20 protein-coding genes are annotated in these 22,459 nt (G+C 63.2%); 6 read left to right on the forward strand and 14 right to left on the reverse strand.

The genetic code is table 11. The features are described 5' to 3' along the window. The first annotated feature begins 49 nt into the window (after nucleotides 1-49). A complete protein-coding gene (locus tag BLQ09_RS05385) occupies nucleotides 50-1,429 on the forward strand; it encodes a DUF2868 domain-containing protein (protein ID WP_027606125.1) in 1,380 nt (459 codons plus the stop codon). Beyond that, complete coding sequence (locus tag BLQ09_RS05390) at nucleotides 1,422-2,789, forward strand: DUF3482 domain-containing protein (RefSeq protein WP_027606126.1); 1,368 nt, start codon at nucleotides 1,422-1,424, stop codon at nucleotides 2,787-2,789. Before BLQ09_RS05385 ends, BLQ09_RS05390 begins: the two co-directional genes overlap by 8 nt. Here the strand turns inward: BLQ09_RS05390 and BLQ09_RS05395 are convergent. The 7 genes from BLQ09_RS05395 to BLQ09_RS05425 form a co-directional block, all read right to left on the reverse strand. Then, nucleotides 2,786-3,340, reverse strand: a complete 555-nt coding sequence (locus tag BLQ09_RS05395; protein ID WP_027606127.1) for a phosphonate degradation HD-domain oxygenase — start codon at nucleotides 3,338-3,340, stop codon at nucleotides 2,786-2,788. The two genes, BLQ09_RS05390 and BLQ09_RS05395, sit on opposite strands and share 4 nt — an antisense overlap. Then, a complete protein-coding gene (locus BLQ09_RS05400) occupies nucleotides 3,340-4,473 on the reverse strand; it encodes a TIGR03364 family FAD-dependent oxidoreductase (RefSeq protein ID WP_092355727.1) in 1,134 nt (377 codons plus the stop codon). The genes BLQ09_RS05395 and BLQ09_RS05400 overlap by 1 nt, the downstream gene beginning before the upstream one ends. Nucleotides 4,474-4,598: 125 nt before the next feature. Beyond that, nucleotides 4,599-5,621 carry a putative 2-aminoethylphosphonate ABC transporter substrate-binding protein gene (locus BLQ09_RS05405; RefSeq protein WP_065938090.1) on the reverse strand — a complete coding sequence of 341 codons (1,023 nt, stop codon included), beginning with the start codon at nucleotides 5,619-5,621 and terminating at the stop codon, nucleotides 4,599-4,601. Nucleotides 5,622-5,643: 22 nt separating this feature from the next. Then, a complete protein-coding gene (locus BLQ09_RS05410) occupies nucleotides 5,644-7,350 on the reverse strand; it encodes a putative 2-aminoethylphosphonate ABC transporter permease subunit (RefSeq protein WP_092355730.1) in 1,707 nt (568 codons plus the stop codon). A gap of 1 nt (nucleotide 7,351) precedes the next feature. Then, nucleotides 7,352-8,416 carry a putative 2-aminoethylphosphonate ABC transporter ATP-binding protein gene (locus BLQ09_RS05415; protein WP_092355732.1) on the reverse strand — a complete coding sequence of 355 codons (1,065 nt, stop codon included), beginning with the start codon at nucleotides 8,414-8,416 and terminating at the stop codon, nucleotides 7,352-7,354. Between the two features lie 246 nt (nucleotides 8,417-8,662). Then, entirely contained in the window at nucleotides 8,663-9,526 is an 864-nt protein-coding gene (locus tag BLQ09_RS05420; RefSeq protein ID WP_027606132.1) for a LysR family transcriptional regulator, read from the reverse strand. A 16-nt stretch (nucleotides 9,527-9,542) separates the two neighbouring features. Further along, complete coding sequence (locus BLQ09_RS05425; RefSeq protein ID WP_092355735.1) at nucleotides 9,543-11,795, reverse strand: heavy metal translocating P-type ATPase; 2,253 nt, start codon at nucleotides 11,793-11,795, stop codon at nucleotides 9,543-9,545. Nucleotides 11,796-11,879: 84 nt separating this feature from the next. Between BLQ09_RS05425 and cadR the strand changes: the two genes are divergently transcribed. Next, nucleotides 11,880-12,320 carry a Cd(II)/Pb(II)-responsive transcriptional regulator gene (cadR, locus tag BLQ09_RS05430; protein WP_027606134.1) on the forward strand — a complete coding sequence of 147 codons (441 nt, stop codon included), beginning with the start codon at nucleotides 11,880-11,882 and terminating at the stop codon, nucleotides 12,318-12,320. Nucleotides 12,321-12,449: 129 nt separating this feature from the next. Here cadR and BLQ09_RS05435 read toward each other — a convergent pair whose 3' ends face one another. From BLQ09_RS05435 to BLQ09_RS05445, 3 genes are all read right to left on the reverse strand, one after another. Further along, nucleotides 12,450-13,283 carry a thymidylate synthase gene (locus tag BLQ09_RS05435; RefSeq protein ID WP_027608429.1) on the reverse strand — a complete coding sequence of 278 codons (834 nt, stop codon included), beginning with the start codon at nucleotides 13,281-13,283 and terminating at the stop codon, nucleotides 12,450-12,452. Between the two features lie 52 nt (nucleotides 13,284-13,335). Continuing rightward, nucleotides 13,336-14,148 (reverse strand): prolipoprotein diacylglyceryl transferase, encoded by an 813-nt coding sequence (gene lgt / locus BLQ09_RS05440; RefSeq protein WP_065924346.1) that lies wholly within the window; start codon nucleotides 14,146-14,148, stop codon nucleotides 13,336-13,338. Nucleotides 14,149-14,213: 65 nt separating this feature from the next. Continuing rightward, the gene (locus BLQ09_RS05445) at nucleotides 14,214-14,996 is read right to left on the reverse strand and encodes a sulfite exporter TauE/SafE family protein (protein ID WP_027608427.1); all 783 of its coding nucleotides are present in this window, start codon (nucleotides 14,994-14,996) and stop codon (nucleotides 14,214-14,216) included. 121 nt (nucleotides 14,997-15,117) lie between these two features. Here BLQ09_RS05445 and BLQ09_RS05450 point away from each other — a divergent pair, with 121 nt between their 5' ends. Continuing rightward, entirely contained in the window at nucleotides 15,118-15,864 is a 747-nt protein-coding gene (locus tag BLQ09_RS05450) for an NRDE family protein (RefSeq protein ID WP_092355738.1), read from the forward strand. A gap of 83 nt (nucleotides 15,865-15,947) precedes the next feature. Here BLQ09_RS05450 and ptsP read toward each other — a convergent pair whose 3' ends face one another. Both ptsP and BLQ09_RS05460 read right to left on the reverse strand, forming a co-directional pair. Further along, entirely contained in the window at nucleotides 15,948-18,227 is a 2,280-nt protein-coding gene (ptsP, locus tag BLQ09_RS05455; protein WP_027608425.1) for a phosphoenolpyruvate--protein phosphotransferase, read from the reverse strand. Between the two features lie 22 nt (nucleotides 18,228-18,249). Next, nucleotides 18,250-18,729 carry an RNA pyrophosphohydrolase gene (locus BLQ09_RS05460; protein ID WP_003176750.1) on the reverse strand — a complete coding sequence of 160 codons (480 nt, stop codon included), beginning with the start codon at nucleotides 18,727-18,729 and terminating at the stop codon, nucleotides 18,250-18,252. 143 nt (nucleotides 18,730-18,872) lie between these two features. Here BLQ09_RS05460 and BLQ09_RS05465 point away from each other — a divergent pair, with 143 nt between their 5' ends. Next, nucleotides 18,873-19,532, forward strand: a complete 660-nt coding sequence (locus tag BLQ09_RS05465; RefSeq protein WP_027608424.1) for a histidinol-phosphatase — start codon at nucleotides 18,873-18,875, stop codon at nucleotides 19,530-19,532. Nucleotides 19,533-19,681: 149 nt separating this feature from the next. Here the strand turns inward: BLQ09_RS05465 and BLQ09_RS05470 are convergent, their stop codons facing one another. Together BLQ09_RS05470 and ilvA are read right to left on the reverse strand one after the other, a co-directional pair. Then, nucleotides 19,682-20,095 (reverse strand): DUF2269 family protein, encoded by a 414-nt coding sequence (locus BLQ09_RS05470; RefSeq protein WP_027608423.1) that lies wholly within the window; start codon nucleotides 20,093-20,095, stop codon nucleotides 19,682-19,684. Nucleotides 20,096-20,136: 41 nt separating this feature from the next. Continuing rightward, on the reverse strand, nucleotides 20,137-21,651 hold the full coding sequence (gene ilvA / locus BLQ09_RS05475) for a threonine ammonia-lyase, biosynthetic (RefSeq protein WP_027608422.1): 1,515 nt from the start codon (nucleotides 21,649-21,651) through the stop codon (nucleotides 20,137-20,139). A gap of 136 nt (nucleotides 21,652-21,787) precedes the next feature. On the opposite strand from ilvA, the gene rpiA reads away from it, so the two are divergent. Continuing rightward, the gene (rpiA, locus tag BLQ09_RS05480; RefSeq protein WP_092355741.1) at nucleotides 21,788-22,459 is read left to right on the forward strand and encodes a ribose-5-phosphate isomerase RpiA; all 672 of its coding nucleotides are present in this window, start codon (nucleotides 21,788-21,790) and stop codon (nucleotides 22,457-22,459) included.

Consider the following 22,459-nt stretch of genomic DNA (forward strand, 5'->3'; position numbering starts at 1 on the left):
CACGAACCAGCGGTTATGCTCCAAGCTCACTTGCACGACAGGAAGACGCGTGACCGCACTGACCCCCCTGCACAAACTCTGGCTGACGGAAACCGTGCGCCTGCGTGAAGAACACGCCGGCCCCCTGGAAGACCAGGAAGCCAATCGCCTCGCCCGCACCGCGGGCGGCGACCTGCCGACGCGCATCCAGCAGCGCGCCCTGCACCTGGCCGAGCGCGATGGCCTGACCGCCGCCCTCACGCGCTGGCTGCAAGGCGCACGCCTGGCGCTGGTGCTGCTGGCGGTGGTGGCCGTCATCAGCGGCGCGGGCCTGGCCTTTGCTGCGCTGGGCAACGGCTTGACCCCGGTGAATGTGTTCTGGGCCCTGGGCAGCCTGCTCGGCCTGAACCTGATCCTGCTGTTGAGCTGGGCGTTGGGGCTGTTGTTTGCCGGCGAGCACGGCGCCAGCCTCGGGCGCTTGTGGTTGTGGCTCAGTGAAAAACTGGCGCGCGATGCCAAGGCTGCCCAACTGGCCCCGGCGTTGCTGCTGTTGCTGCAACGGCAGAAACTCAATCGCTGGGCGGTCGGTGTGCTGGTCAACAGCCTGTGGTTGCTGGCGCTGCTCAGCGCGCTGGTGATTCTGCTGACGCTGCTCGCCACCCGCCGTTACGGCTTTGTGTGGGAAACCACCATCCTCGGCGCCGACACCTTCGTCGCCGTGACCCAGGCCCTCGGCACCCTGCCCGCCCTGCTGGGCTTCAACGTACCGACCGTCGAGATGATCCGCGCCAGCGGCGATTCCGCCCTGAACATCGAAAGCGCCCGCCAGGCCTGGGCCGCCTGGCTGGTCGGCGTCTTGCTGGTCTACGGCCTGCTGCCCCGCTTGATCCTCGCCCTGCTGTGCCTCTGGCGCTGGAAACGCGGGCGCGCCGCCCTGCACCTAGACCTCAACCTGCCCGGCTACAGCCCACTGCGCGAACGCCTGATGCCCAGCAGCGAGCGCCTTGGCGTCAACGACGCCGCGCCGGAACAACTGCACCACGTCACCGGAGGCGTCAGTGAGCTGGACAGCGACGGCGCCTTGCTCGTCGCCATCGAACTGGACGATCAACATCCCTGGCCGCCCAAGTTGCCGGCGAAGGTTAAGAACGCCGGCATCCTCGACAGCCGCGAATCGCGCAACAAGCTCCTGGAGCAACTCAGCCGCTTCCCGCCCGCGCGCCTGGCCATCGTCTGCGACCCGCGCCGCTCGCCGGACCGTGGCAGCCTGGCACTGATCGCCGAACTTGCACGCAGCGCCGCCGACACCCGTGTCTGGCTGCTGCAAGCCCCGCCCGGCCAGGCGCTGGATGCCGAGCGCCTGGGCGACTGGCACAGCGCGCTGCAACAACTGGAGCTGCCGTTCGCCGACTGCGCGCCGTTGAACTGGCTGGAGACCGGTCATGACTAAGCCACTGAAACTCGCGGTGGTCGGCCACACCAACGTCGGCAAGACCTCGTTGCTGCGCACCCTCACCCGTGACGTCGGGTTCGGTGAAGTCTCCCATCGCCCCAGCACCACGCGGCATGTCGAAGGCGCGCGCTTGTCGGTCGACGGCGAAGCCTTGCTCGATCTCTATGACACCCCCGGCCTGGAAGATGCCATCGCCCTGCTCGACTACCTGGAACGCCTGGATCGCCCCGGTGAACGCTTGGACGGCCCGGCCCGTCTGGCGCGGTTCCTGGAAGGCAGCGAAGCCCGCCAGCGCTTTGAACAGGAAGCCAAGGTGCTGCGCCAACTGCTGGCCTCGGACGCCGGCCTGTATGTGATCGACGCTCGCGAACCGGTGCTGGCCAAGTACCGTGATGAGCTGCAAGTGCTGGCCAGTTGTGGCAAACCGTTGCTGCCGGTGCTCAACTTCGTCAGCAGCAGCGACCACCGCGAGCCGGACTGGCGTGAAGCCCTGGCACGCCTGGGCCTGCATGCGCTGGTGCGTTTCGACAGCGTCGCGCCGCCGGAAGACGGCGAACGTCGCCTGTATGAAAGTCTCGCCCTGCTGCTGGAAAACGCCCGACCGCAGTTGCAGCGCCTGATCCTCGACCAGGAAGCCCAACGCCAGGCCCGTCAACAGAGTGCCGCGCGGTTGATTGCCGAATTGCTGATCGACTGCGCCGCGTGCCGACGCAGCGTGGTGACTGAAGATGAGCAACAAGCCATCAGCGATTTGCGCAAGGCGGTGCGTCAGCGCGAACAAAAATGCGTGGAGGCCCTGCTCAAGCTGTTCGGCTTCCGCCCGCAGGACGCCGCCGCCAGCGACTTGCCGTTGCTCGACGGCCGTTGGGGGGATGACCTGTTCAACCCGGAAACCCTCAAGCAACTCGGCGTGCGCGTCGGTGGTGGCATCGCTGCAGGCGCAGCGGCCGGAGCCGGTGTGGACCTGCTGGTCGGCGGGCTGACCCTCGGCGCCGCCGCCCTGGCGGGCGCCATCGCCGGTGGCGCGTTGCAGACTGCACGCAGCTACGGCAGCCGCCTGCTGGGCAAGATCAAGGGCCAACGCGAGCTGACCGTGGACGACAGCGTGCTGCGCCTGCTCGCCCTGCGCCAGCGCCAGTTGCTCAAGGCCCTGAACCTGCGCGGCCATGCGGCGATGCACAGCATCAAGGTCGATACGCCCCAGGACAAGACCTGGCGCGAAGGCAAATTGCCGGACGCGTTGCACAAGGCCCGCGCCCACCCGCAGTGGTCGTCCCTCAACCCCCAGGCCAGACTGAGCCAGGCCGAACGCCAGGAACAGGTCGAAGCCCTGGCCCAGCGCCTCGACGAGACTTAAGCCGCCAGCAGCTGCCGGGCCTTGGCCTTGAGCACTTGCAGGTCGAGCACCGGCACGTGCATTTGCTTGGCCTGTTCGTCCCAGTGGCGCAGGCGCAGGCTGACCTGGTACAGCGGGTCTTGTTCAAAGGCGCGGGCCTCCTCGGCCGTCATCACGCCGCCCTGGTAACCGAGGGTGCGGCGGCTGGCTTCGCTCAAGCGTGCGTAGTAGTCCGGCTGGCTGAACGTCAGATAGCGCTTGGCCTGGACGTGGTACTCCACCAGCCTGGCCAGGCGCTCACTGAAGCCTGCACGGCGCAAATAATCCGCGCCCAACCGCTCATGGCTGACCACACCATAACCGCCCATGTTCTCGCCACCCTGGCCGCACAGATGGCCGATATCGTGGAAAAACGCCGCCAGAACCACTTCATCATCGAAGCCTTCGGCCATGGCCAACTGCGCGGCCTGGGACATGTGCTCGATCTGCGACACTGGCTCGCCGATGTAATCCGCCGCGCCGTGCTGCTCGTACAAAGCGAAGATTGTGGCAATCGCCTGTTCCGGGCTCATCACGCCGGCCCCCACAGGGTTGTGATATTGCGCTCGGCCATCGCCGGCCCCACGCTCATGCCCACACCGGTGTGCATCAAGGCGGCGCTCACGCCAGGTGCGGCCTGCACAAATGAAAACGGCGCCGGGCCCCGGGCGCCATAGACGCCCTGCCAGCGTTCCATTACCTGGATCTTGCAACCCAAGGTCTGTTCGGCCAACTCGATCATCCAGTCATCCACCTGCTCGGCATTGAACGGCGAGGCATCGCTGCCGTAGTCGTGGGAGTCGCCGATGATCAGTTCGCCATGGGGCGTCGGGCTGATCAGCAGGTGAATCCCGTGTGCATGCAGGTGCGGCGCCTCGCGCAGGATTTGTGCCTGTACCGGCGCGGCTTCAGGCAGGTCGGCAAAAGCGCCGTAGTGCACGCAACTGAGGCCGGTGAGCAAGGCGTGTTGCAGGTTGAGGTTGAGTGCAGGCCGGGCGCGCAGCATTTGCAGGCGGCAGATCTGCGGGTTGAGTTCGGCGATGGCCTCGGCCAACAGGGTTTGATAATCGTGGCCGGAACAGACGATGACCTGCTCGCCACGAAAGCTGCCCGCCGTGCTGTGCACCTGGCCCGGTTCGACATCGCGCACCAGGGTGGAGAAGTAAAACTCCACACCCAGTTGCTGGCTCAGGTAGTGGATCAGCGCCGGTATCGCCTCGCGCGAATACAGTTGCTGGTCGTCCAGGCCATGCAGCGCGGCGCGGTGATGGCGGAACTGGCCGCCATACAGATCCTTCAGCGCCGCGCCTTGCAACAGGTCGACGTTATAGCCGTGTTCACGCGCGCGGCCGGCGCAGAAGGCTTCCAGCAGATGCTCTTCGGCTTCGGTGCGGGCGAATAGATACGAGCCGTTGCGCTTCAATTGAAGGTCCGCCTCCTGTGCCCAATGCCCCCAGATTTCACGGCTTTGCCGCGCCAGGTCGAGCATCGGCCCCGGCGGCTGCCCGGTGACCAGGGCCTGGCCGAAGTTGCGTACCGAGGCCCCCAGGGGTGTGGCGCTACGCTCGAACACCTTGACCTTGAGCCCGCGCCTGGCGGCGGCGTAGGCGTGGGACAGGCCGAGGATGCCGGCGCCGATGATGAGCAGGTCGCTGTGGTGTGTCATTTAGTGATGTCCTGTTTTCAAGACCGCTATCGGGGGCAAGCCCCCTCCCACATTTCGATTTGTGAATGCAGTCAAGTGTGGGAAGGGGCTTGCTCCCGATGAGGCAAGTAGCCCTGACGAAAACCTTACTGCCCCGCCACCTTCTCCGACTTCCCGTCATAGCGCTTGCGCCACTCAGCCAGGATGCTGTCGCGGTTTTTCGAGGCCCAGCCGAAGTCGTTCTTGATCAACCGCTGCTCGTAGTCGGCCGGCAATTCGGTCTGCGGCTTGGCGATCCCCGGCTGGGCGAGCACGGCGAAGTTGTCCTTGTACAGGTCCATCGCCGCTGTACTGGCGGAGAAGTCGGCGAGCTTTCTGGCGGCGTCCGCATGGGCCGTGCCCTTGATCACGGCAGTGGCTTCGATATCCCAGCCCAGGCCTTCCTTCGGCAGGATGATGTCCAGCGGCGCACCCTGGCGCTTCAGCTGCACGGCCGGATACTCAAAGGAAATACCAATCGGGAACTCACCGGAAGCCGCCAGCTTGCACGGCTTGGAACCGGAGTGAACGTACTGGCCGATGTTCTGGTGCAAGTCGTCCATGTACTGCCAGCCCTGCTTCTCGCCGAAGGTTTGCAGCCACGCGCTCACATCCAGGAAGCCGGTGCCGGACGAGGCCGGGTTGGGCATCACGATCTTGCCCTTGTACTCGGGCTTGGTCAGGTCTTGCCAGCTCACCGGCTTGGTCAGGCCCTGCTTTTCGGCTTCGACCGTGTTGAAGCAAATGGTTGCCGCCCACACATCCATGCCGACCCAGGCCGGTGGGTTAGCGGCGTCACGGTAGTTTTTGCCGATCTTGTCCAGGTCCTTCGGCGCGTAGTTATCGAGCATGCCCTGCTGATCGAGGATCGCCAGGCTCGACGCGGCCAGGCCCCAGACCACATCGGCCTGCGGGCGGTCTTTTTCAGCCAGCAGCTTGGCGGTGATGATGCCGGTGGAGTCGCGGACCCATTTGATCTCGACGTCGGGGTTGGCCTGTTCGAAGGCTTTTTTGTAGGTCTTCAACTGCTCGGCTTCAAGGGCCGTGTACACGGTCAACTCGGTCTTGGCGAAGGCATTCAGGCTGAATGCAGTGAGTACAGCAGCGACCAGCGCCAGGGGCTTGAACATGGAGCACCTCCTTCAGGGATGGTTATTGGCCGGGCGCGGTCTGGCGCCAGGCTTGGGAGCGGCGCAAGGCGCCACGTGAAGCCCACGCCAGCAGCAGCGAAACGCTGCCTGAGGTGAACAGGATCAGGGTCGACATGGCCGCCGCGCCGCCCACATTGCCGGCGTCGTCCATGTTCAACACGGCGACGGCGGCGAGGAGGGTGTCGGGGCTGTAGAGGAAGATCGCGGCGGACACGGTGGTCATCGCCGACACAAACAGGTAGCGCACGATGTCCAGCAGCGCCGGCAGGCAGATCGGCACCGTGACTTTCAAGTAATGGCGATACAGCGGCGCCTTGAGCGACAGCGCCGCCGCTTCGAACTCGGCGTCCAGCTGGCGCAGCGCGGTGGTGGCGGTCATCTGCGCGGTGGTCAAATAGTGAGCAATGGTGCACACCACCAGCAGGGTCATGGTGCCGTAGAACACATGCAGCGGGTTGCCGCTCAGGTTGAAAAAGAACACGTAGCCCAGGCCCAGCACCAACCCCGGCACGGCCATCGGCACAAAGCTGAGCATGCGCAGCGCCAGGTTCAGGCCCTGCTGGCCCTTGGTCTTTTCCATCAGGTAGGCGCCGGTAAAGATCAATACGCTGCCGATCAATGCCGTGCACAACGCCAGGGTCAAGCTGTTGCGATAGGCCAGCCAACCGCCGCCGGCCGTGTCTTCGAACTGGTAGTGGCTGAGCGACAGCGACAGGTTGTACGGCCAGAACTTCACCAGCGAGGAGTACACCGCCATGCCGAACACCAGCAGCAACACGGCACTGATGAGCAGCACGATGAGCAGGTAGCAGCCATCCCGTAAACGCGACGGCGCCGGCTGGAAGACCTGGGCGCGGCCACTCATGGCCTCGCCATGGCGACGGCGCAACCAGGCGTCGACGCCAAAGCTGAACAGCGCCGGCAGCAGCAACACCATGCCGATCAACGCACCGCGACCGAACTGTTGCTGGCCGACCACCGCCTTGTAGGCTTCCAGCGCCAGCACCTGGTAATCCCCGCCCACCACCACGGGCACGCCGAAATCCGTGATGGTCAAGGTGAACACCAGGCAAAACGCGGCAAATACCGCCTGGCGCGTGGCCGGCCAGGTGATGCTGCGAAACGCCCGGGCAGGACTGGCGCCCATGCTCGAGGCCGCATCGAACAAGCGCGCATCGGCCAACGACAGCGCCGACAGCAAAATCATCAGGGCATGTGGGAAGGTGTAGATCACTTCACCGAGGACAATGCCCCAGAAGCCGTAGATGTTGTCCGAGAACAGCCCGCGCAACAGGCCCTGGTTACCGAACAGGTAGACCAGTGCAATCCCCGGCAGCATTGACGGCGCCATCAGCGGCAGCAGCGACATACCGCGCCAGATGGCCTTGCCGGGAATCAACGTGCGTTGCAGGGCGTAGGCAAACAGGTAGGCCAGCGGTACGACAATGGCCGCCACGCTGAGGGAGACTTTCAGGCTATTGCCCAGCAGCCAGTGGAAGTTGGCGCTGGTGACCAACTCCCGTGCGGCGACCAGGCCACCGCCCTGCCCGGCCTCGCTGCTGAAACCGCGCCAGAAGATCGCCAGCAGTGGCAGTAATACGGCGATGCCCAGCAGCACCAGCCAGAGCAGTTTGCCGCCGACCACGAAAATACGGTCGCCGGTTTCGGCGCGTGACGCTTGACGCGCCAGAGTCAAGACAGCGGCCATCTCAGGCAAACACCTGCAGGCTGCGCGGCGGCAAGGCAACCCAGATGTCCTGGGCGCCCAGGCGCGGCATGGATTCCGGGGCCAGTTCGGCAAGCAGCGGATGGCCGGGCAGCTGCTCCAGCTCAAAGCTCATGCGGCAGCGGTTGCCGAGGAAAGTGATCTCGCGGACCTTGGCCGGGAACAGGTTCTCCTCATGCACCGACGGGTTGACGCTGATCGCTTCCGGGCGGCAGAACAGCCGGCCGGACCTGGCCACGCCGGCGTCCTCGGCCAGGCGCATGTTCATCCCGCCGACCTGGGCATGGCTGGCACTGTTGCGACTGAACGGCAGCCAGTTGCCCTGGCCGACAAACTCCGCCACAAACGGCGTGGCCGGGCGGTCGTAGATTTCCTGGGGCGTAGCGTATTGCTCGACCTTGCCGTTGTTCATCACGGCAATGCGGTCGGCCATCAACATGGCTTCGTCCTGGTTGTGGGTGACCATCAGGGTGGTGATACCGAGGCGCCGCTGCAGCTGGCGCAGCTCGGTGCACAGATGCTCGCGCACGCGGGCGTCGAGGGCCGACATCGGCTCATCCAGCAACAGCAATGACGGCGCCGGTGCCAGGGCACGGGCCAGGGCGACCCGCTGCTGTTGGCCGCCGGAGAGTTGGCCGGGGTATTTCTTTTCACTGCCAAGCAGCCCCACCAGCTCAAGCATCTGGCCGACGCGCTGGCGCACTTCATCGCGACCGCTGCCGGTGAGGCCGTAGCCGATGTTCGCTTCGACGGTGAGATTGGGAAACAGCGCGTAGGACTGGAACAGAATGCCGTAGTCGCGAGCCTGGGGTGGCAGCAGGGAAACATCGCGATCACCCAGGTAAAGTTCGCCGCTGTCCTGGCGTTCCAAGCCGGCAATGCAGCGCAGCAACGTGGTCTTGCCGCAGCCGGAAGGGCCGAGCAGGCACACCAGCTCGCCAGCAGCCACGTCCAGTGACACGTTGTCCAACGCCGTAAAGGCGCCGAAGCGTTTCTGGATACCGCGCACTTGCATCGGCGCGCCGGGTTGGGTCAGGGCTGTGTTCATGGTGGCACCTCATCAAACTGATGAAGGCCATGCTAGGCAGGCAATGCGTCGCTCTTATGGCAGGAAGGCAAAAGGCGGCGATAGTGGTATTCGCAGATTTGTGTAGGACGCTTAGCGGTGGGCTGCCTGGTCTACCGCAGTCGGGAGCAAGCCCCCTCCCACACTTGACCGAGTTCCAACATGGAAATGCAGTCACCTGTGGGAGGGGGCTTGCTCCCGATTGGTCCCCAAAGCCACTACAAGGCTTTAGATCGGCGACATTTCCTGCGCCAACCCCAGAAACGCCGCCGGCAGACGAGCGCCTTTTCTTTCCTTGAGGCAGTACAGGTACTCGGGAATCTGCGGCGCATGCTCGAGGGTCAGCACCTTCAGCTGCGGGTCATGGGGCACTTCCTGGCGGGCGATGATGCTGATGCCGATATTGCGCAGCACCGCTTCACGGATCGATTCACGGCTGCCGATTTCCAGCAGCGGCCCGTAACTGACGCCCGCACCCTGCAGCATCTCTTCCGTCAGCCGTCGCGTGGTGGAGCCCGCTTCACGCATCAACAACGTATGCCCGGCCAAGGCACTGAGGGGCACATGGTCGAGCTTGGCCAGTGGATGGTTGCGGTGTACCGCCAGCACCAACGGGTCGGTGCCCAGTACACGACGGATCAGACGCGGGTCTTCGAGCAACTGTGAGGACGCAGCGACATCGACGCGGTAGTCATCCAAGGCTTCAAGCACCTGCTGGGAGTTGCCGATTTCCACCGACACCTCCACCTGCGGCAGGCGTTCGCGAAAGGCTTTGACCAGGTCGAGGATGTAGTACGGCGCCGTGGCGGCAATCCTCAGTGCGCCCTGGACCTGGCCGCTGTTGCGCAGGAAAAACTCGATATCCGCCTCCTGCTGCAACAGCGTCTTGACCATCGGCAGCAGGCGCGCGCCCTCGTCGCTGACAGTCAGGCGGCGCCCGCCACGGTAGAACAGCTCGACGCCGTACTGGCTTTCCAGGTTGCGAATCTGGGTGGTAACAGTGGGCTGGCTCAGGCCGAGTTTTTTCGCCGCCTGGGTAATACTGCCCAGGCGGGCGACCATAAAAAACGCCTTCAACTCGGCACTCAGCACACCACCCTCTCATCCTCTATTTGCGCAACAGGCGCAGGCCATTGAACACCACCAGCAGGGCCACGCCCATGTCGGCGAACACCGCCATCCACATGGTCGCCATGCCCAGGAACGTGACCACCAGGAAGATCGCCTTGATCACCAGGGCCAGGGTGATGTTCTGCTTGAGGATACTCGACGTTTGCCGCGACAAACGAATGAATGCCGGAATCTTGCGCAAATCATCGTCCATCAAGGCCACGTCGGCCGTCTCGATAGCGGTGTCGGTACCTGCCGCAGCCATCGCAAAGCCAATCTCGGCGCGGGCCAGGGCCGGGGCGTCGTTGATGCCATCGCCGACCATGCCCACCCGGTGGCCTTGGCCGTAGAGGGTTTCGATGGCGTGCAGCTTGTCGGTGGGCAACAGGTCGCCCTGGGCCTGATCGATGCCGACCTGGGCCGCAATCGCCTGGGCGGTGTGGGTGTTGTCGCCGGTGAGCATCAAGGTCTTGATGCCCAGCTCATGCAGTTGCTGGATGGCTTCGCGGCTGCTGTCCTTGACCGTATCGGCCACGGCGAACAGCGCCAGCGGGCCGGACTTGTCGAGCAACAGCACCACGGACTTGCCCTGTTTTTCCAGGGCGAACAGTTTTTCCTCCAGCTCCGGCGAACACAGGCCAAGGTCTTCCACCAGGCGGTGGTTGCCCAAGTGGTAGGTCTGGCCATTGATATCGCCGCGCACGCCGCGCCCGGCCAGGGCTTCGAAGTTATCCACAACGTGCACCGGCAGGTTTTTATCCACAGCCGCGTTGGCAATCGCCAGGGACACCGGGTGGTCGGAACGCCCGGCCAAACTGGCGGCCAGGGCCGGGGCGCTGTCTTCGACAGTGGGGAACAGTGCCAGGTAATCGGTTTGCACCGGCTTGCCATGGGTGATGGTGCCGGTCTTGTCGAGGGCCAGGTAGTCAAGCTTGTAGCCGCCCTCCAGGTACACACCGCCCTTGATCAGGATGCCTTTGCGCGCCGCAGCCGCCAGGCCGCTGACAATGGTCACCGGGGTGGAGATCACCAGCGCGCACGGGCACGCCACCACCAGCAGCACCAGGGCGCGGTAGATCCAGTCGAACCAGGCGCCGGCCATGAACAGCGGCGGGATTACGGCCACGCCCAAGGCGAACAGGAACACGGCCGGGGTGTAGATTTTCGAGAAGCTGTCGACGAACCGCTGGGTCGGTGCCCGCGCGCCCTGGGCCTGCTCCACCGCGTGGATGATGCGGGCCAGGGTGGAGTTGTTGGCAGCCGCCGTGACCTTGTACTCCAGGGAACCGGCCTGGTTGATGGTGCCGGCGAAGACTTTATCGCCGACGGTCTTTTCAATCGGCAGGCTTTCACCGGTGATCGGCGCCTGGTCGATGGTGGACTGGCCGGCGGTGACCTCACCGTCAAGGCCGATACGCTCGCCGGGTTTTACCCGCACGATTGCGTCCAGCTCAATGCTCTTGACCTCCATTTCAACCCAGCTTCCATCAGCCTGCCGAACCGTGGCCTGTTCCGGTGTCATCTGCATCAAGCCACTGATGGCATTGCGCGCACGGTCCAGGGACTTGGCCTCGATCAGCTCGGCCACGGTAAACAGGAACATCACCATGGCCGCTTCCGGCCACTGGCCGATCAGGACCGCGCCAGTGACCGCGATGCTCATCAGGGCGTTGATGTTCAGGTTGAGGTTTTTCAGGGCGATCCAGCCCTTCTTGTAAGTGGTGAGGCCGCCGCTGAGGATCGACACCAGCGCTACCAGCGCAATCACCCAAGTGGGCGCGGCATTGCTGAAGTGCAGTACTTCGGCGCCCAACGCGCCCACACCGGACAACGCCAGCGGCCACCAATGCTTCTTGGCGGGCGGCTCGGCGGCCGGGGTGCCCTCCACGATCGGATCGGCCTGCATACCCAGGGATTTGATCGCTTCGATGATCGGCGCGGTACTCGGCAGGTCATGGGTAACGCCGAGGATGCGGTTGATCAGGTTGAATTCCAGCTGCTGCACACCGGCCAGCTTGCCCAGTTTGTTCTGGATCAGCGTCTGCTCGGTGGGGCAGTCCATGGCTTCGATGCGGAAGGTACTCAGGCGCGAGCCGGCGGTGGGCGCCTCGCTCAACTGCACCAACGCAGGCGCGGGCGTGCCGGAACAGCAGGAACCGCCATGGCCGTGATCGTGCACGGGGGTGAGTTTCTTCGGCCCATGATCGTGGTCATGGTCGTGTTTGTGCGGGGTGTGAATGGAGTCGCTCATCAGGTCGCGTCCGTAAGGTGCCTGTTGCCAAGTAAAGACCCTGTAGCCACTATAGGGTCAAGCACCCATTTGGAGATTGCTGTAATGAAGATCGGCGAACTGGCCAAACTGACCGATTGTCCGGTGGAAACCATCCGTTATTACGAGAAGGAAGGCCTGCTGCCACCCCCGGCACGCACCGAGGCCAACTACCGCGTGTACACCCAGGCGCACACCGAGCGACTGATCTTTATCCGCAACTGCCGCAGCCTCGACATGACCCTGGAAGAGATCCGCAGCCTGCTCGGGCTACGGGACAGCCCCCAGGACCAGTGTGAAAACGTGAATGCGTTGATCGACGAGCATATCCACCATGTAAAAGCGCGGATTGACGGGCTGCTGGCGTTGCAGGAGCAGTTGCTGGACCTGCGCCAACGCTGTGGCGGTGGGGACCACTGTGGGATTTTGCAGCGACTGGAGGTCAACGGCGGTGTGGCCGCCAGCGAGGCCGAGCCCTCACATGTAGGGAGAAGCCACGGGCATTAACTCAAGCGAACACGGTTTAAATGTGGGAGGGGGCTTGCCCCGATGGCGGTGTGTCAGTCATTTTTCACTTAACTGATCCACCGCTATCGGGGGCAAGCCCCCTCCCACATTTTGACCGAGACAGTCCTTTTAAATGGCGACGTCGGCTTTAATGCTTGGATCGGCCTCGTAGCCTACGATTTCGAAGTCTTCGAATTTATAGTCGTAGATCGATTCGGGCTTACGCTTGATCACCAGTTCCGGCAGCTTCTTCGGCGTGCGCGCCAGCTGGGTGCGAATCTGCTCCATATGGTTGCTGTAGGCGTGGGTGTCGCCGGTGGTGACGATGATCTCGTGGGGGATCAGGTCGCATTGCTGGGCCAGCATATGGGTCAGCAGCGCCAGGGCGGCGGTGTTGTACGGCAGGCCGAGGAATACGTCGGAGCTGCGGATGTACAACTGCATCGACAGATGGCCGTCATGCACGAACGCCTGGTACAGCAGGTGGCACGGTGGCAGGGCTTGCTTGCCGTTGCGCGCGTTTTCCTGGGGGCTTTTGGTTTCGTCCGGCAGGTATTCGACGTTCCAGCCGTGGAACAGGATGCGACGGCTGTTAGGGTTGGTCTTGAGCGTGTGCACCATGTAGTCGATCTGGTTGATCGTGCCGCCATCCTTGGTCGGCCAGGCAGTCCACTGCTCGCCATACACCGGGCCCAGGTCACCGTCTTCGGTGGCCCACTCGTCCCAGATTTTCACACCGTTTTCGTTCAGCCACTTGATGTTGGTGTTGCCGCTCAACATCCAGATCAGCTCATTGGCGATGCTTTTGAAGTGAAGCTTCTTGGTGGTCAGCAGCGGGAAGCCGTCGGCCAAATTATGCCGATACTGACGGGCGAACACGGCCTTGGTGCCGGTGCCGGTACGGTCGCCTTTGGTCAGGCCATTGGTCACGACATCGTTCAGTAGTTCGAGATATTGCTTCATGTCATTACCCGTATCGTTGAAGCCGAGACCTCGCGGGCCTCGGCATTCGAATTTAAAGCGCGGTGTGCTTCAGCGGTTGCGGGCGATTGTACGCCCACCACAGCAGGCCCAGGCCGACCAGGATCATCGGAATGCTGAGCACTTGTCCCATGGTCAGCCAGCCCCATGCCAGGTAACCCAGCTGGGCATCCGGCACGCGCACGAACTCGACGATGAAACGGAAGATCCCGTAGAACAGCGCGAACATGCCGGAAACGGCCATGGTCGGGCGCGGTTTGCGCGAAAAGAGGTACAGGATAAGGAACAGTGCCACGCCTTCCAACGCGAACTGGTACAGCTGCGACGGATGGCGCGGCAGTTGCGCCGGGTCGCTGAACGGCGGGAACACCATGGCCCACGGCACGTCGGTCGGCTTGCCCCACAACTCGGCGTTGATGAAGTTGCCGATGCGCCCGGCGCCCAGGCCGATCGGCACCAGCGGCGCGACGAAGTCCATCAGTTGGAAGAACGACTTGCCGTTGCGCCGGCCAAACCACCAGGCCGCGATCATCACGCCGATAAAGCCACCGTGGAATGCCATGCCGCCTTTCCACACTTCGAAGATCAGCGTCGGGTTGGCGATGTAGGCCGAGAGATCGTAAAACAGCACATACCCCAGGCGCCCGCCGACGATCACCCCCATCGACAACCAGAACACCATGTCGGAGAGCTTCTCCTTGGTCCAGGTCGGGTCGAAACGGTTCAGGCGCCGGGAGGCCAGCAGCCATGCACCGCCGATGCCGATCAGGTACATCAACCCGTACCAGTGGATTTTCAGCGGACCGATGGCCAGGGCCACCGGGTCGATCTGCGGGTAAGGCAGCATTGCGACTCCTCGTTAAATCATTCGTTATGGCGACCGGACCATGCCCGGGCGCGATTAAGCCTGCGTTACAGCAAAAAATTCAAACCGACACAAAACAGCAAGCCGGCGAACAACCGCTTGAGCAAGCGCGGCGACAACCGGTGCGCCAGGCGTGCACCGAAACGGGCAAACACCATGCTGGTCAGGGCAATGCCCAGCAGCGCCGGCAAATACACGAACCCTAGACTATGAGCGGGCAACAGCGGGTCATGCCAGCCCAGAATCATGAAACTTAACGCACTGGCCAGGGCAATCGGCAGGCCACAGGCGGACGAGGTGGCCACCGCCTGTTGCATCGGCACGCTGCGCCAGGTCAAAAACGGCACGGTCAGCGAGCCGCCGCCGATGCCGAAAATCGCCGAAGCCCAGCCGATCATGGTACCGGCCACCGTCAGGCCGAGCTTGCCCGGTACCGTGCGGCTGGCCTTGGGCTTGACCTCCAGGGCCAGTTGCACGGCGATGATCAGGGCGAATACGCCGATGACCTTCTGCAAGTGGGGGCCGGAAATCGCCTCGGCGGTCAGCGCACCAAAGCCGGCGCCGAGCAGGATGCCCACGGTCATCCAGACAAAGATCGGCCAACGCACCGCGCCACGTCGGTGGTGCTCACGCACGGCATTGACCGAGGTAAAGATGATCGTCGCCAGGGAGGTGCCCACGGCCAGGTGGGTCAGCACCTGCGGGTCGAAGCCCTGCAAGGTGAAGCTGAACACCAGCACCGGCACGATGATGATCCCGCCGCCCACGCCAAACAGCCCGGCGAGCACGCCCGCGCACGCGCCCAGCAGCAAATACAGCAGAAATTCCATGGGAGCCCCCAAACCAGGTCCGGCATGTTAACGGATGGAAGGCATGCGACCCAACTGGATACGATGGAACGCCGCTGCCGGTGTGGGTAGAGTGGCAAAAAACACAAACGGGAATCGCCTGATGTGCCTGATTGTTTTTGCCTGGCGGCCGGGCCATGCCCAGCCGCTGATCGTCGCGGCCAACCGTGACGAGTTCTACGCCCGCCCCAGCCTGCCGCTGGCGCAGTGGCCGGATGCGCCCGAGGTCTACGCCGGCCGCGACCAGGAAGCGGGCGGCACCTGGCTGGGCGTGAATACCGATGGGCGGTTTGCGGCCCTGACCAATATCCGTGATCCGCACCAGCCGCCGGCACGCAAGTCCCGCGGGGAGCTGGTGGCACGGTTTCTCAGTGGTTCGCTGCCGATTGACCAGTATTTGGCCGACGTTAATGGCCGTTCGATTGAATATGCCGGGTTTAACCTGCTGGTGGGGACGCGGGAAGAGTTGTGGCATTACAACGCCAATCACACCGAGCCGACGCAGTTGAAAGCGGGCGTGTATGGGTTATCCAATGCAGGGCTGGATACACCTTGGCCAAAACTGCTTAAGGCCAAAGCCGCGCTGAGTGAGTTGCTGAACGATCCCCGGCCCGAAGCGCTACTGGAGATTCTGAGCGATCCGCAGATTGCACCGTTTGCCGAGCTGCCGGATACCGGCGTGGGGTTGGCGACGGAGAGTTTGCTGTCGAGTGTGTTTATCGCCAGCCCCAGTTATGGGACACGGGCGAGCACGGCGTTGATTGTGAATGCCGATGGCACGCGGCGGATGGTGGAGCGCAGCTTTGGACCGCATGGTGGACGGCTCGGAGAGGTAGAACTCAAGTTCTGACGCTGATGCCGTCTTACCCAGCAGCGCGCCCTACGCAGCCTCGCGCGCTCGACAGCTGCTACGGGCGGGGCTGCGTATCGCCATTAAAGGGTCTTGGCAGACGCCGGGTTGATCATCCGCGTCAGCCCCAGGTTTTTCAGCGCCAATTGCAGCGAGCTGTGGATAACCTGCGGGTTGTCGATGGTCATCAACTCCGCCAGCAGATCCTTGGCCATGCTCAGTTCAACCTGGCGCAGCATCCACTTCACCTTCGGCAGGTTGGTGGCGTTCATCGACAGGCTGTCAAAGCCCATCGCCATCAACAGCACCGCTGCCGCCGGGTCACCGGCCATTTCACCGCAGATGCTCACCGGCTTGCCTTCGGCATGGGCGTCGCGCACCACGTGTTGCAGGGCTTGCAGCACCGCCGGGTGCAGGTAGTCGTAAAGATCGGCCACCCGTGGGTTGTTACGGTCCACGGCCAGCAGGTACTGGGTCAGGTCGTTGGAGCCCACGGACAGGAAGTCCACCTGCCGCGCCAGTTCCTTGGCCTGATACACCGCCGCCGGGATTTCGATCATCACGCCAATCGGCGGCATCGGTACGTCGGCGCCTTCGTCGCGCACTTCGCCCCAGGCACGGTGGATCAGGTGCAAGGCTTCTTCCAGTTCATGGGTGCCGGAGATCATCGGCAGCAGGATGCGCAGGTTGTTCAGGCCTTCGCTGGCCTTGAGCATGGCACGGGTCTGCACCAGGAAGATTTCAGGGTGGTCGAGGGTAACGCGAATACCGCGCCAGCCGAGGAAGGGGTTGTCTTCCTTGATCGGGAAATACGACAGTGACTTGTCGCCGCCAATGTCCAGGCTGCGCATGGTCACCGGCAACGGGTGGAAGGCGGACAGTTGCTCGCGATAAATCGCCAGTTGCTCCTTCTCACTCGGGAACCGCTGGTTGATCATGAACGGCACTTCAGTGCGGTACAGCCCCACCCCTTCGGCACCGCGCTGTTGCGCGCGTGCCACATCGGCCAGCAGGCCGGTGTTGACCAGCAGCGGTACACGGTGACCGTCGAGGGTCACGCACGGCAGTTCGCGCAAGGAATCGAGCCCGAGCGCCAGTTGCTTCTCTTCTTCCACCACCTCGGCGTATTGCTTGCGCAGGACTTCGCTGGGGTTGGTAAACACCTCGCCGCGATGGCCATCGACGATCATGTCGATACCGTCGACCTTGGAGTACGGCAGGTCCACCAGGCCCATCACCGTCGGAATGCCCATGGCCCGGGCCAGGATCGCGACGTGGGAGTTACCCGAACCCAGGACCGAGACCAGGCCCACCAACTTGCCTTCAGGCACTTCGCCGAGCATGGTGGCGGTCAGTTCTTCACTGATCAGGATGGTGTTGTCGGGGTAGACCAGGTTGGTGCTGCGGTCTTCCTGCAGGTAGGCCAGCAGGCGGCGGCCGAGGTCACGCACATCCGAGGCCCGCTCGCGCAGGTAGGCGTCGTCCATCAATTCGAAACGGTTGACGTGATCGGTGACCACCTGGCGCAGCGCGCCCTGGGCCCACTGGCCGGTCTTGATCACGGTCTTGACTTCGTTCCCGAGGGACGCGTCGTCGAGCATCATCTGGTACACATCGAACAACGCGCGCTCTTCGGGGCGCAGCTGGGTGGCCAGCTTGGTCGACAGGTTGCGCATGTCGGCGCGCACGCCTTCCAGGGCCGTCTTGAACAGTTTGATTTCAGCGTCGATGTCGTCGACGTGCTTGTCCGGCACCACATCGAGGTCGGCCGGCGGCAACATGACCACGGCAGTACCGACCGCCGCCCCCGGTGAACCCGGTACACCGACGAACTTGGCTTCCTGGATCCCCTTGCCCTGGCCGCCCAGGCCGCGAATCGAGCCGGTGGCTTCGGCGTGGGCGATAACCCCGGCGAGCTGCGCGCTCATGGTCACGAGGAAGGCTTCTTCGCCCTCGTCGAACTGGCGACGTTCTTTTTGCTGGATGACCAATACGCCGACGACGCGGCGGTGGTGAATGATCGGTGCGCCGAGGAACGAGGCGTAGCGCTCTTCGCCGGTTTCGGCAAAGTAGCGATAACGCGGGTGATCGGCCGCGTTTTCAAGGTTCAGGGGTTCTTCACGCGTCCCCACCAAGCCCACCAGACCTTCATTGGGCGCCATGCTGACCTTGCCGATGGAGCGCTTGTTCAAGCCCTCGGTGGCCATCAGCACAAAACGGTTGGTCTCTGGGTCCAGCAGGTAAACCGAGCAGACCTGGCTGCCCATGGCTTCCTTGACGCGCAACACAATAATCCCCAACGCCGCCTTGAGATCCTTGGCGGAGTTAACTTCCTGGACGATCTTGCGCAGCGTATTGAGCATGGCTCGGGGTCGAACTCCGTCGTCAGTCGCGCGCTAAAAGGCGCGGGGCAAGCTCTTTGAGAGCGCGACGATAAACCTCGCGCTTGAATGTCACCACCTGGCCCAGCGGGTACCAATAACTGACCCAACGCCAGCCATCGAACTCCGGTTTACCGGTCAAATCCATCCGCACCCGCTGCTCGTTGGAGATCAGGCGCAGGAGAAACCATTTCTGCTTCTGGCCGATGCACAGCGGTTGGCTGTGGGTACGCACCAGGCGTTGCGGCAAACGATAGCGCAACCAGCCCCGGGTACAGGCCAAAATCTGCACATCTTCACGCTCAAGGCCGACTTCTTCGTTCAACTCACGGTACAAGGCGTCTTCAGGGGTTTCGTCGGGGTTGATTCCGCCTTGAGGAAACTGCCAGGCATCTTGGTTGATTCGGCGAGCCCATAGCACCTGTCCGGCATCATTCGTAAGAATAATCCCGACATTAGGACGGAAACCATCGGGGTCGATCACGGCAACAACCTCGCAAACGCATGTCGCCGCATTGTTCCACAAAGGTTGTTCCAGCGGCAACGAGGCTTCTTACCTTATGTGCACTCTTGTGAAAAGACCGTATTCTGGACGCCTTTTTACAGACTTTTCAGCGAGTAACTGCAATGCGCCTGGCTTTATTCGACTTGGACAACACCCTTCTCGGCGGTGACAGCGACCACGCCTGGGGCGATTACCTCTGCGAGCGGGGGATTCTCGACGCGGTCGCCTACAAAGCCCGCAACGACGAGTTCTACCAGGACTACCTGGCCGGCAAGCTGGACAACGCCGCCTACCTGAACTTCTGCCTGGAAATCCTCGGCCGCACCGAGATGGCCCAGCTGGACGAATGGCATAACGACTATATGCGCGACTGCATCGAGCCGATCATGCTGCCCCTGGCCGCTGAACTGCTGGCCAAGCACCGCGCCGCTGGCGACAAGCTGGTGATCATCACCGCCACCAACCGTTTCGTCACCGCGCCAATTGCCGCACGCCTGGGCGTCGAGACGCTGATCGCCACCGAGTGCGAGATGGAAAATGGCCGCTACACCGGGCGCAGCACTGATGTGCCGTGCTTTCGTGAAGGCAAGGTGACGCGCTTGAATCGGTGGTTGGAAGAAACCGGGCACAGCCTGGAAGACAGTTACTTCTACAGCGACTCGATGAATGACCTGCCGCTGTTGGAGCAGGTGACGCATCCGGTGGCGGTGGATCCGGATCCGAATCTGCGCGCTGAAGCCGAGAAACGGGGTTGGCCGGTGATTACCCTGCGTAGCGAGTAACCGTGGTGAGCGGGCTTGCCCCGCGCTGGGCTGCGAAGCAGCCCCAAAACCTGCCAACCGGTCTCATCAGGAAAAATGCGGGCCTTTGTCGGGGCTGCTTCGCAGCCCAGCGCGGGGCAAGCCCGCTCACCACAGAAGCCCTCACCGCATTAAACCGGCTTGGCGCCCATGAGCCCAGCAATCGCCACAAACCCCACCAGGCTTACCCCGGCCAGCACCAGGGTGAAATTCAGGCTGCCACCCTCGCCTTTGCGCAGCCGGTTAAGCCGTGCCACCAGCCAGAACCAGGCCAGCGCGGCCACGGTGTAGAGGATGCTGGAACCCAGGATCCAGGCCTGCCCCAGCGGCCAGCCGACCAGGTGCACCAGCCACCAGCCGGTAAACGGCATGCTGACCATGCAAACGCCCATCAGTAACCACACGAACGCCCACGGGCGCTGCACGGTCACGGCCGGGCCGGCGCTGCGCTTGCGCCAGGCCAGCAGCGCCAGGCCGAGGCCGCTGAGCAGCAGCAACACCGTGGCGGCTACGTGGATAACTTTGAGGGTGGTAAGGGTTTCCATCTGTCGTTTTCCTTAAAGGCCGCCCCAATCAGCGTAGTCGCTCAACCGAGAAACAGTTTGTAGGCCGGGTTATCGCTTTCATCCCAATACGGGTAGCCAATGGCTTCCAGGGCCGCCGGGACCAGGTGACGCTCGTTCGCCGGCACTTGCAGGCCGGCGACCACACGGCCGTCAGCGGCACCGTGGTTGCGATAGTGGAACATCGAGATGTTCCAGCGCCCGCCCAATTTATTAAGAAAGTTGAACAAGGCCCCCGGACGCTCCGGGAATTCGAAGCGAAACACCACTTCATCACTGACCTGGGCCGCATGCCCACCCACCATATGGCGGATGTGCAACTTGGCCAGTTCGTTCTCGGTCAGGTCCAGCACCGGGAAACCCTGGCTGGTGAGGCTGGCGATCAGCGCACTGCGCGGGTCGTTTTCCGGGTGGGTCTGCACGCCGACAAAGATGTGCGCTTCGCTGCCGGAGTGGTAGCGGTAGTTGAACTCGGTGATCTGGCGCTTGCCCACCGCCTCGCAGAACGCCTTGAAGCTGCCCGGTTTCTCAGGGATGGTCACGGCAATAATGGCTTCGCGACCTTCACCCAGCTCGGCGCGCTCGGCCACATGGCGCAGGCGGTCGAAGTTGACGTTGGCGCCGGAGTCGATGGCCACCAGGGTCTGGCCGGTGACGCCACGGGTCTCCACGTATTTCTTGATGCCTGCTACGCCGAGCGCGCCGGCCGGCTCGGTGATGGAACGGGTGTCGTCGTAGATGTCCTTGATCGCGGCACAGATTTCATCGGTGCTGACGGTGATCACTTCATCCACATAGTGTTTGCAGATGTCGAAGGTGTGCTGGCCGATCTGCGCCACCGCCACGCCATCGGCAAAAATGCCCACGGTGGGCAGCACCACACGCTCGCCGGCAGCCATGGCAGCTTGCAGGCAGTTGGAGTCGTCCGGCTCGACGCCGATGATCCTGATCTCCGGGCGCAGGTATTTCACGTACGCCGCAATGCCCGCGATCAGCCCGCCGCCGCCCACCGGTACGAAAATCGCGTCCAGGGGCCCCGGGTGCTGGCGCAGGATCTCCATCGCCACGGTGCCCTGCCCGGCAATGGTGTGCGGATCATCGTAGGGGTGAATGTAGACGTAGCCTTTTTCGTCGACCAGCTTCAGCGAGTAGGCCAGGGCTTCCGGGAAGGAATCGCCGTGCAGCACCACTTTGCCGCCACGGGAGCGCACGCCTTCGACCTTGATCTCCGGAGTCGTCTTGGGCATCACGATCGTGGCCTTGACCCCCAGCACCTTGGCCGCCAGGGCCAGGCCCTGGGCATGGTTGCCCGCCGAGGCCGTGACCACGCCGCGCGCGCGCTCTTCAGCCGTCAATTGAGTCAGCTTGTTGTACGCGCCGCGAATCTTGAACGAGAACACCGGCTGCAAGTCTTCACGCTTGAGCCAGACCTTGTTGCCCAGCCGCTCGGAGAGCTGGCGGGCGGTCTGCAGCGGGGTTTCTACGGCAACGTCATAGACGCGCGAGGTGAGGATCTTTTTGACGTACTGTTCAAGCATCGGCGGAAATCACTGGGCGGGTTGGGCAGGGCCAAGGAGTCTAACCCAGCGTTTGGCCGGGCGACCACACGAATCCGGAGGTTTTGTTGGGTTATACTCGCGCCCCTCTTTACTCCCCGCCCGTTCCGGAGCCCGCATGACCCAGGATCAACTCAAACAGGCAGTGGCCCAGGCCGCCGTCGATTTAATCCTTCCCAAACTCGACGACAAGAGCATCGTCGGTGTCGGCACCGGCTCCACCGCCAACTGCTTTATCGATGCGCTGGCCCGGCACAAAGGCGCGTTCGACGGCGCCGTTGCCAGTTCCGAAGCCACCGCCGCGCGCCTCAAGGGCCATGGCATTCCGGTGTACGAGCTCAACACCGTGAGCGACCTGGAGTTCTACGTCGACGGCGCCGATGAAAGCGACGAACACCTGAACCTGATCAAGGGCGGCGGTGCAGCCCTGACCCGCGAGAAAATCGTCGCGGCGGTGGCCAAGACCTTTATCTGCATCGCCGACGCCAGCAAGCTGGTACCGGTGCTCGGCGCGTTCCCGCTGCCGGTGGAAGTCATCCCGATGGCCCGCAGCCACGTGGCTCGCGAGCTGGTGAAGCTGGGTGGCGATCCGGTGTACCGCGAAAGCGTGTTGACCGACAACGGCAACATCATCCTCGACGTGTTCAATATGCAGATCACCAACCCAGTGGAGCTTGAGACCCAGATCAACGCCATCGTCGGCGTGGTCACCAACGGCCTGTTCGCGGCGCGTCCGGCGGATGTGCTGCTGCTGGGCACTTCCGAAGGCGTGAAAACCCTTAAAGCCTGA

It is taken from the genome of Pseudomonas sp. NFACC25 (genome assembly GCF_900100935.1).
Taxonomy (GTDB): Bacteria; Pseudomonadota; Gammaproteobacteria; order Pseudomonadales; family Pseudomonadaceae; genus Aquipseudomonas; species Aquipseudomonas marginalis.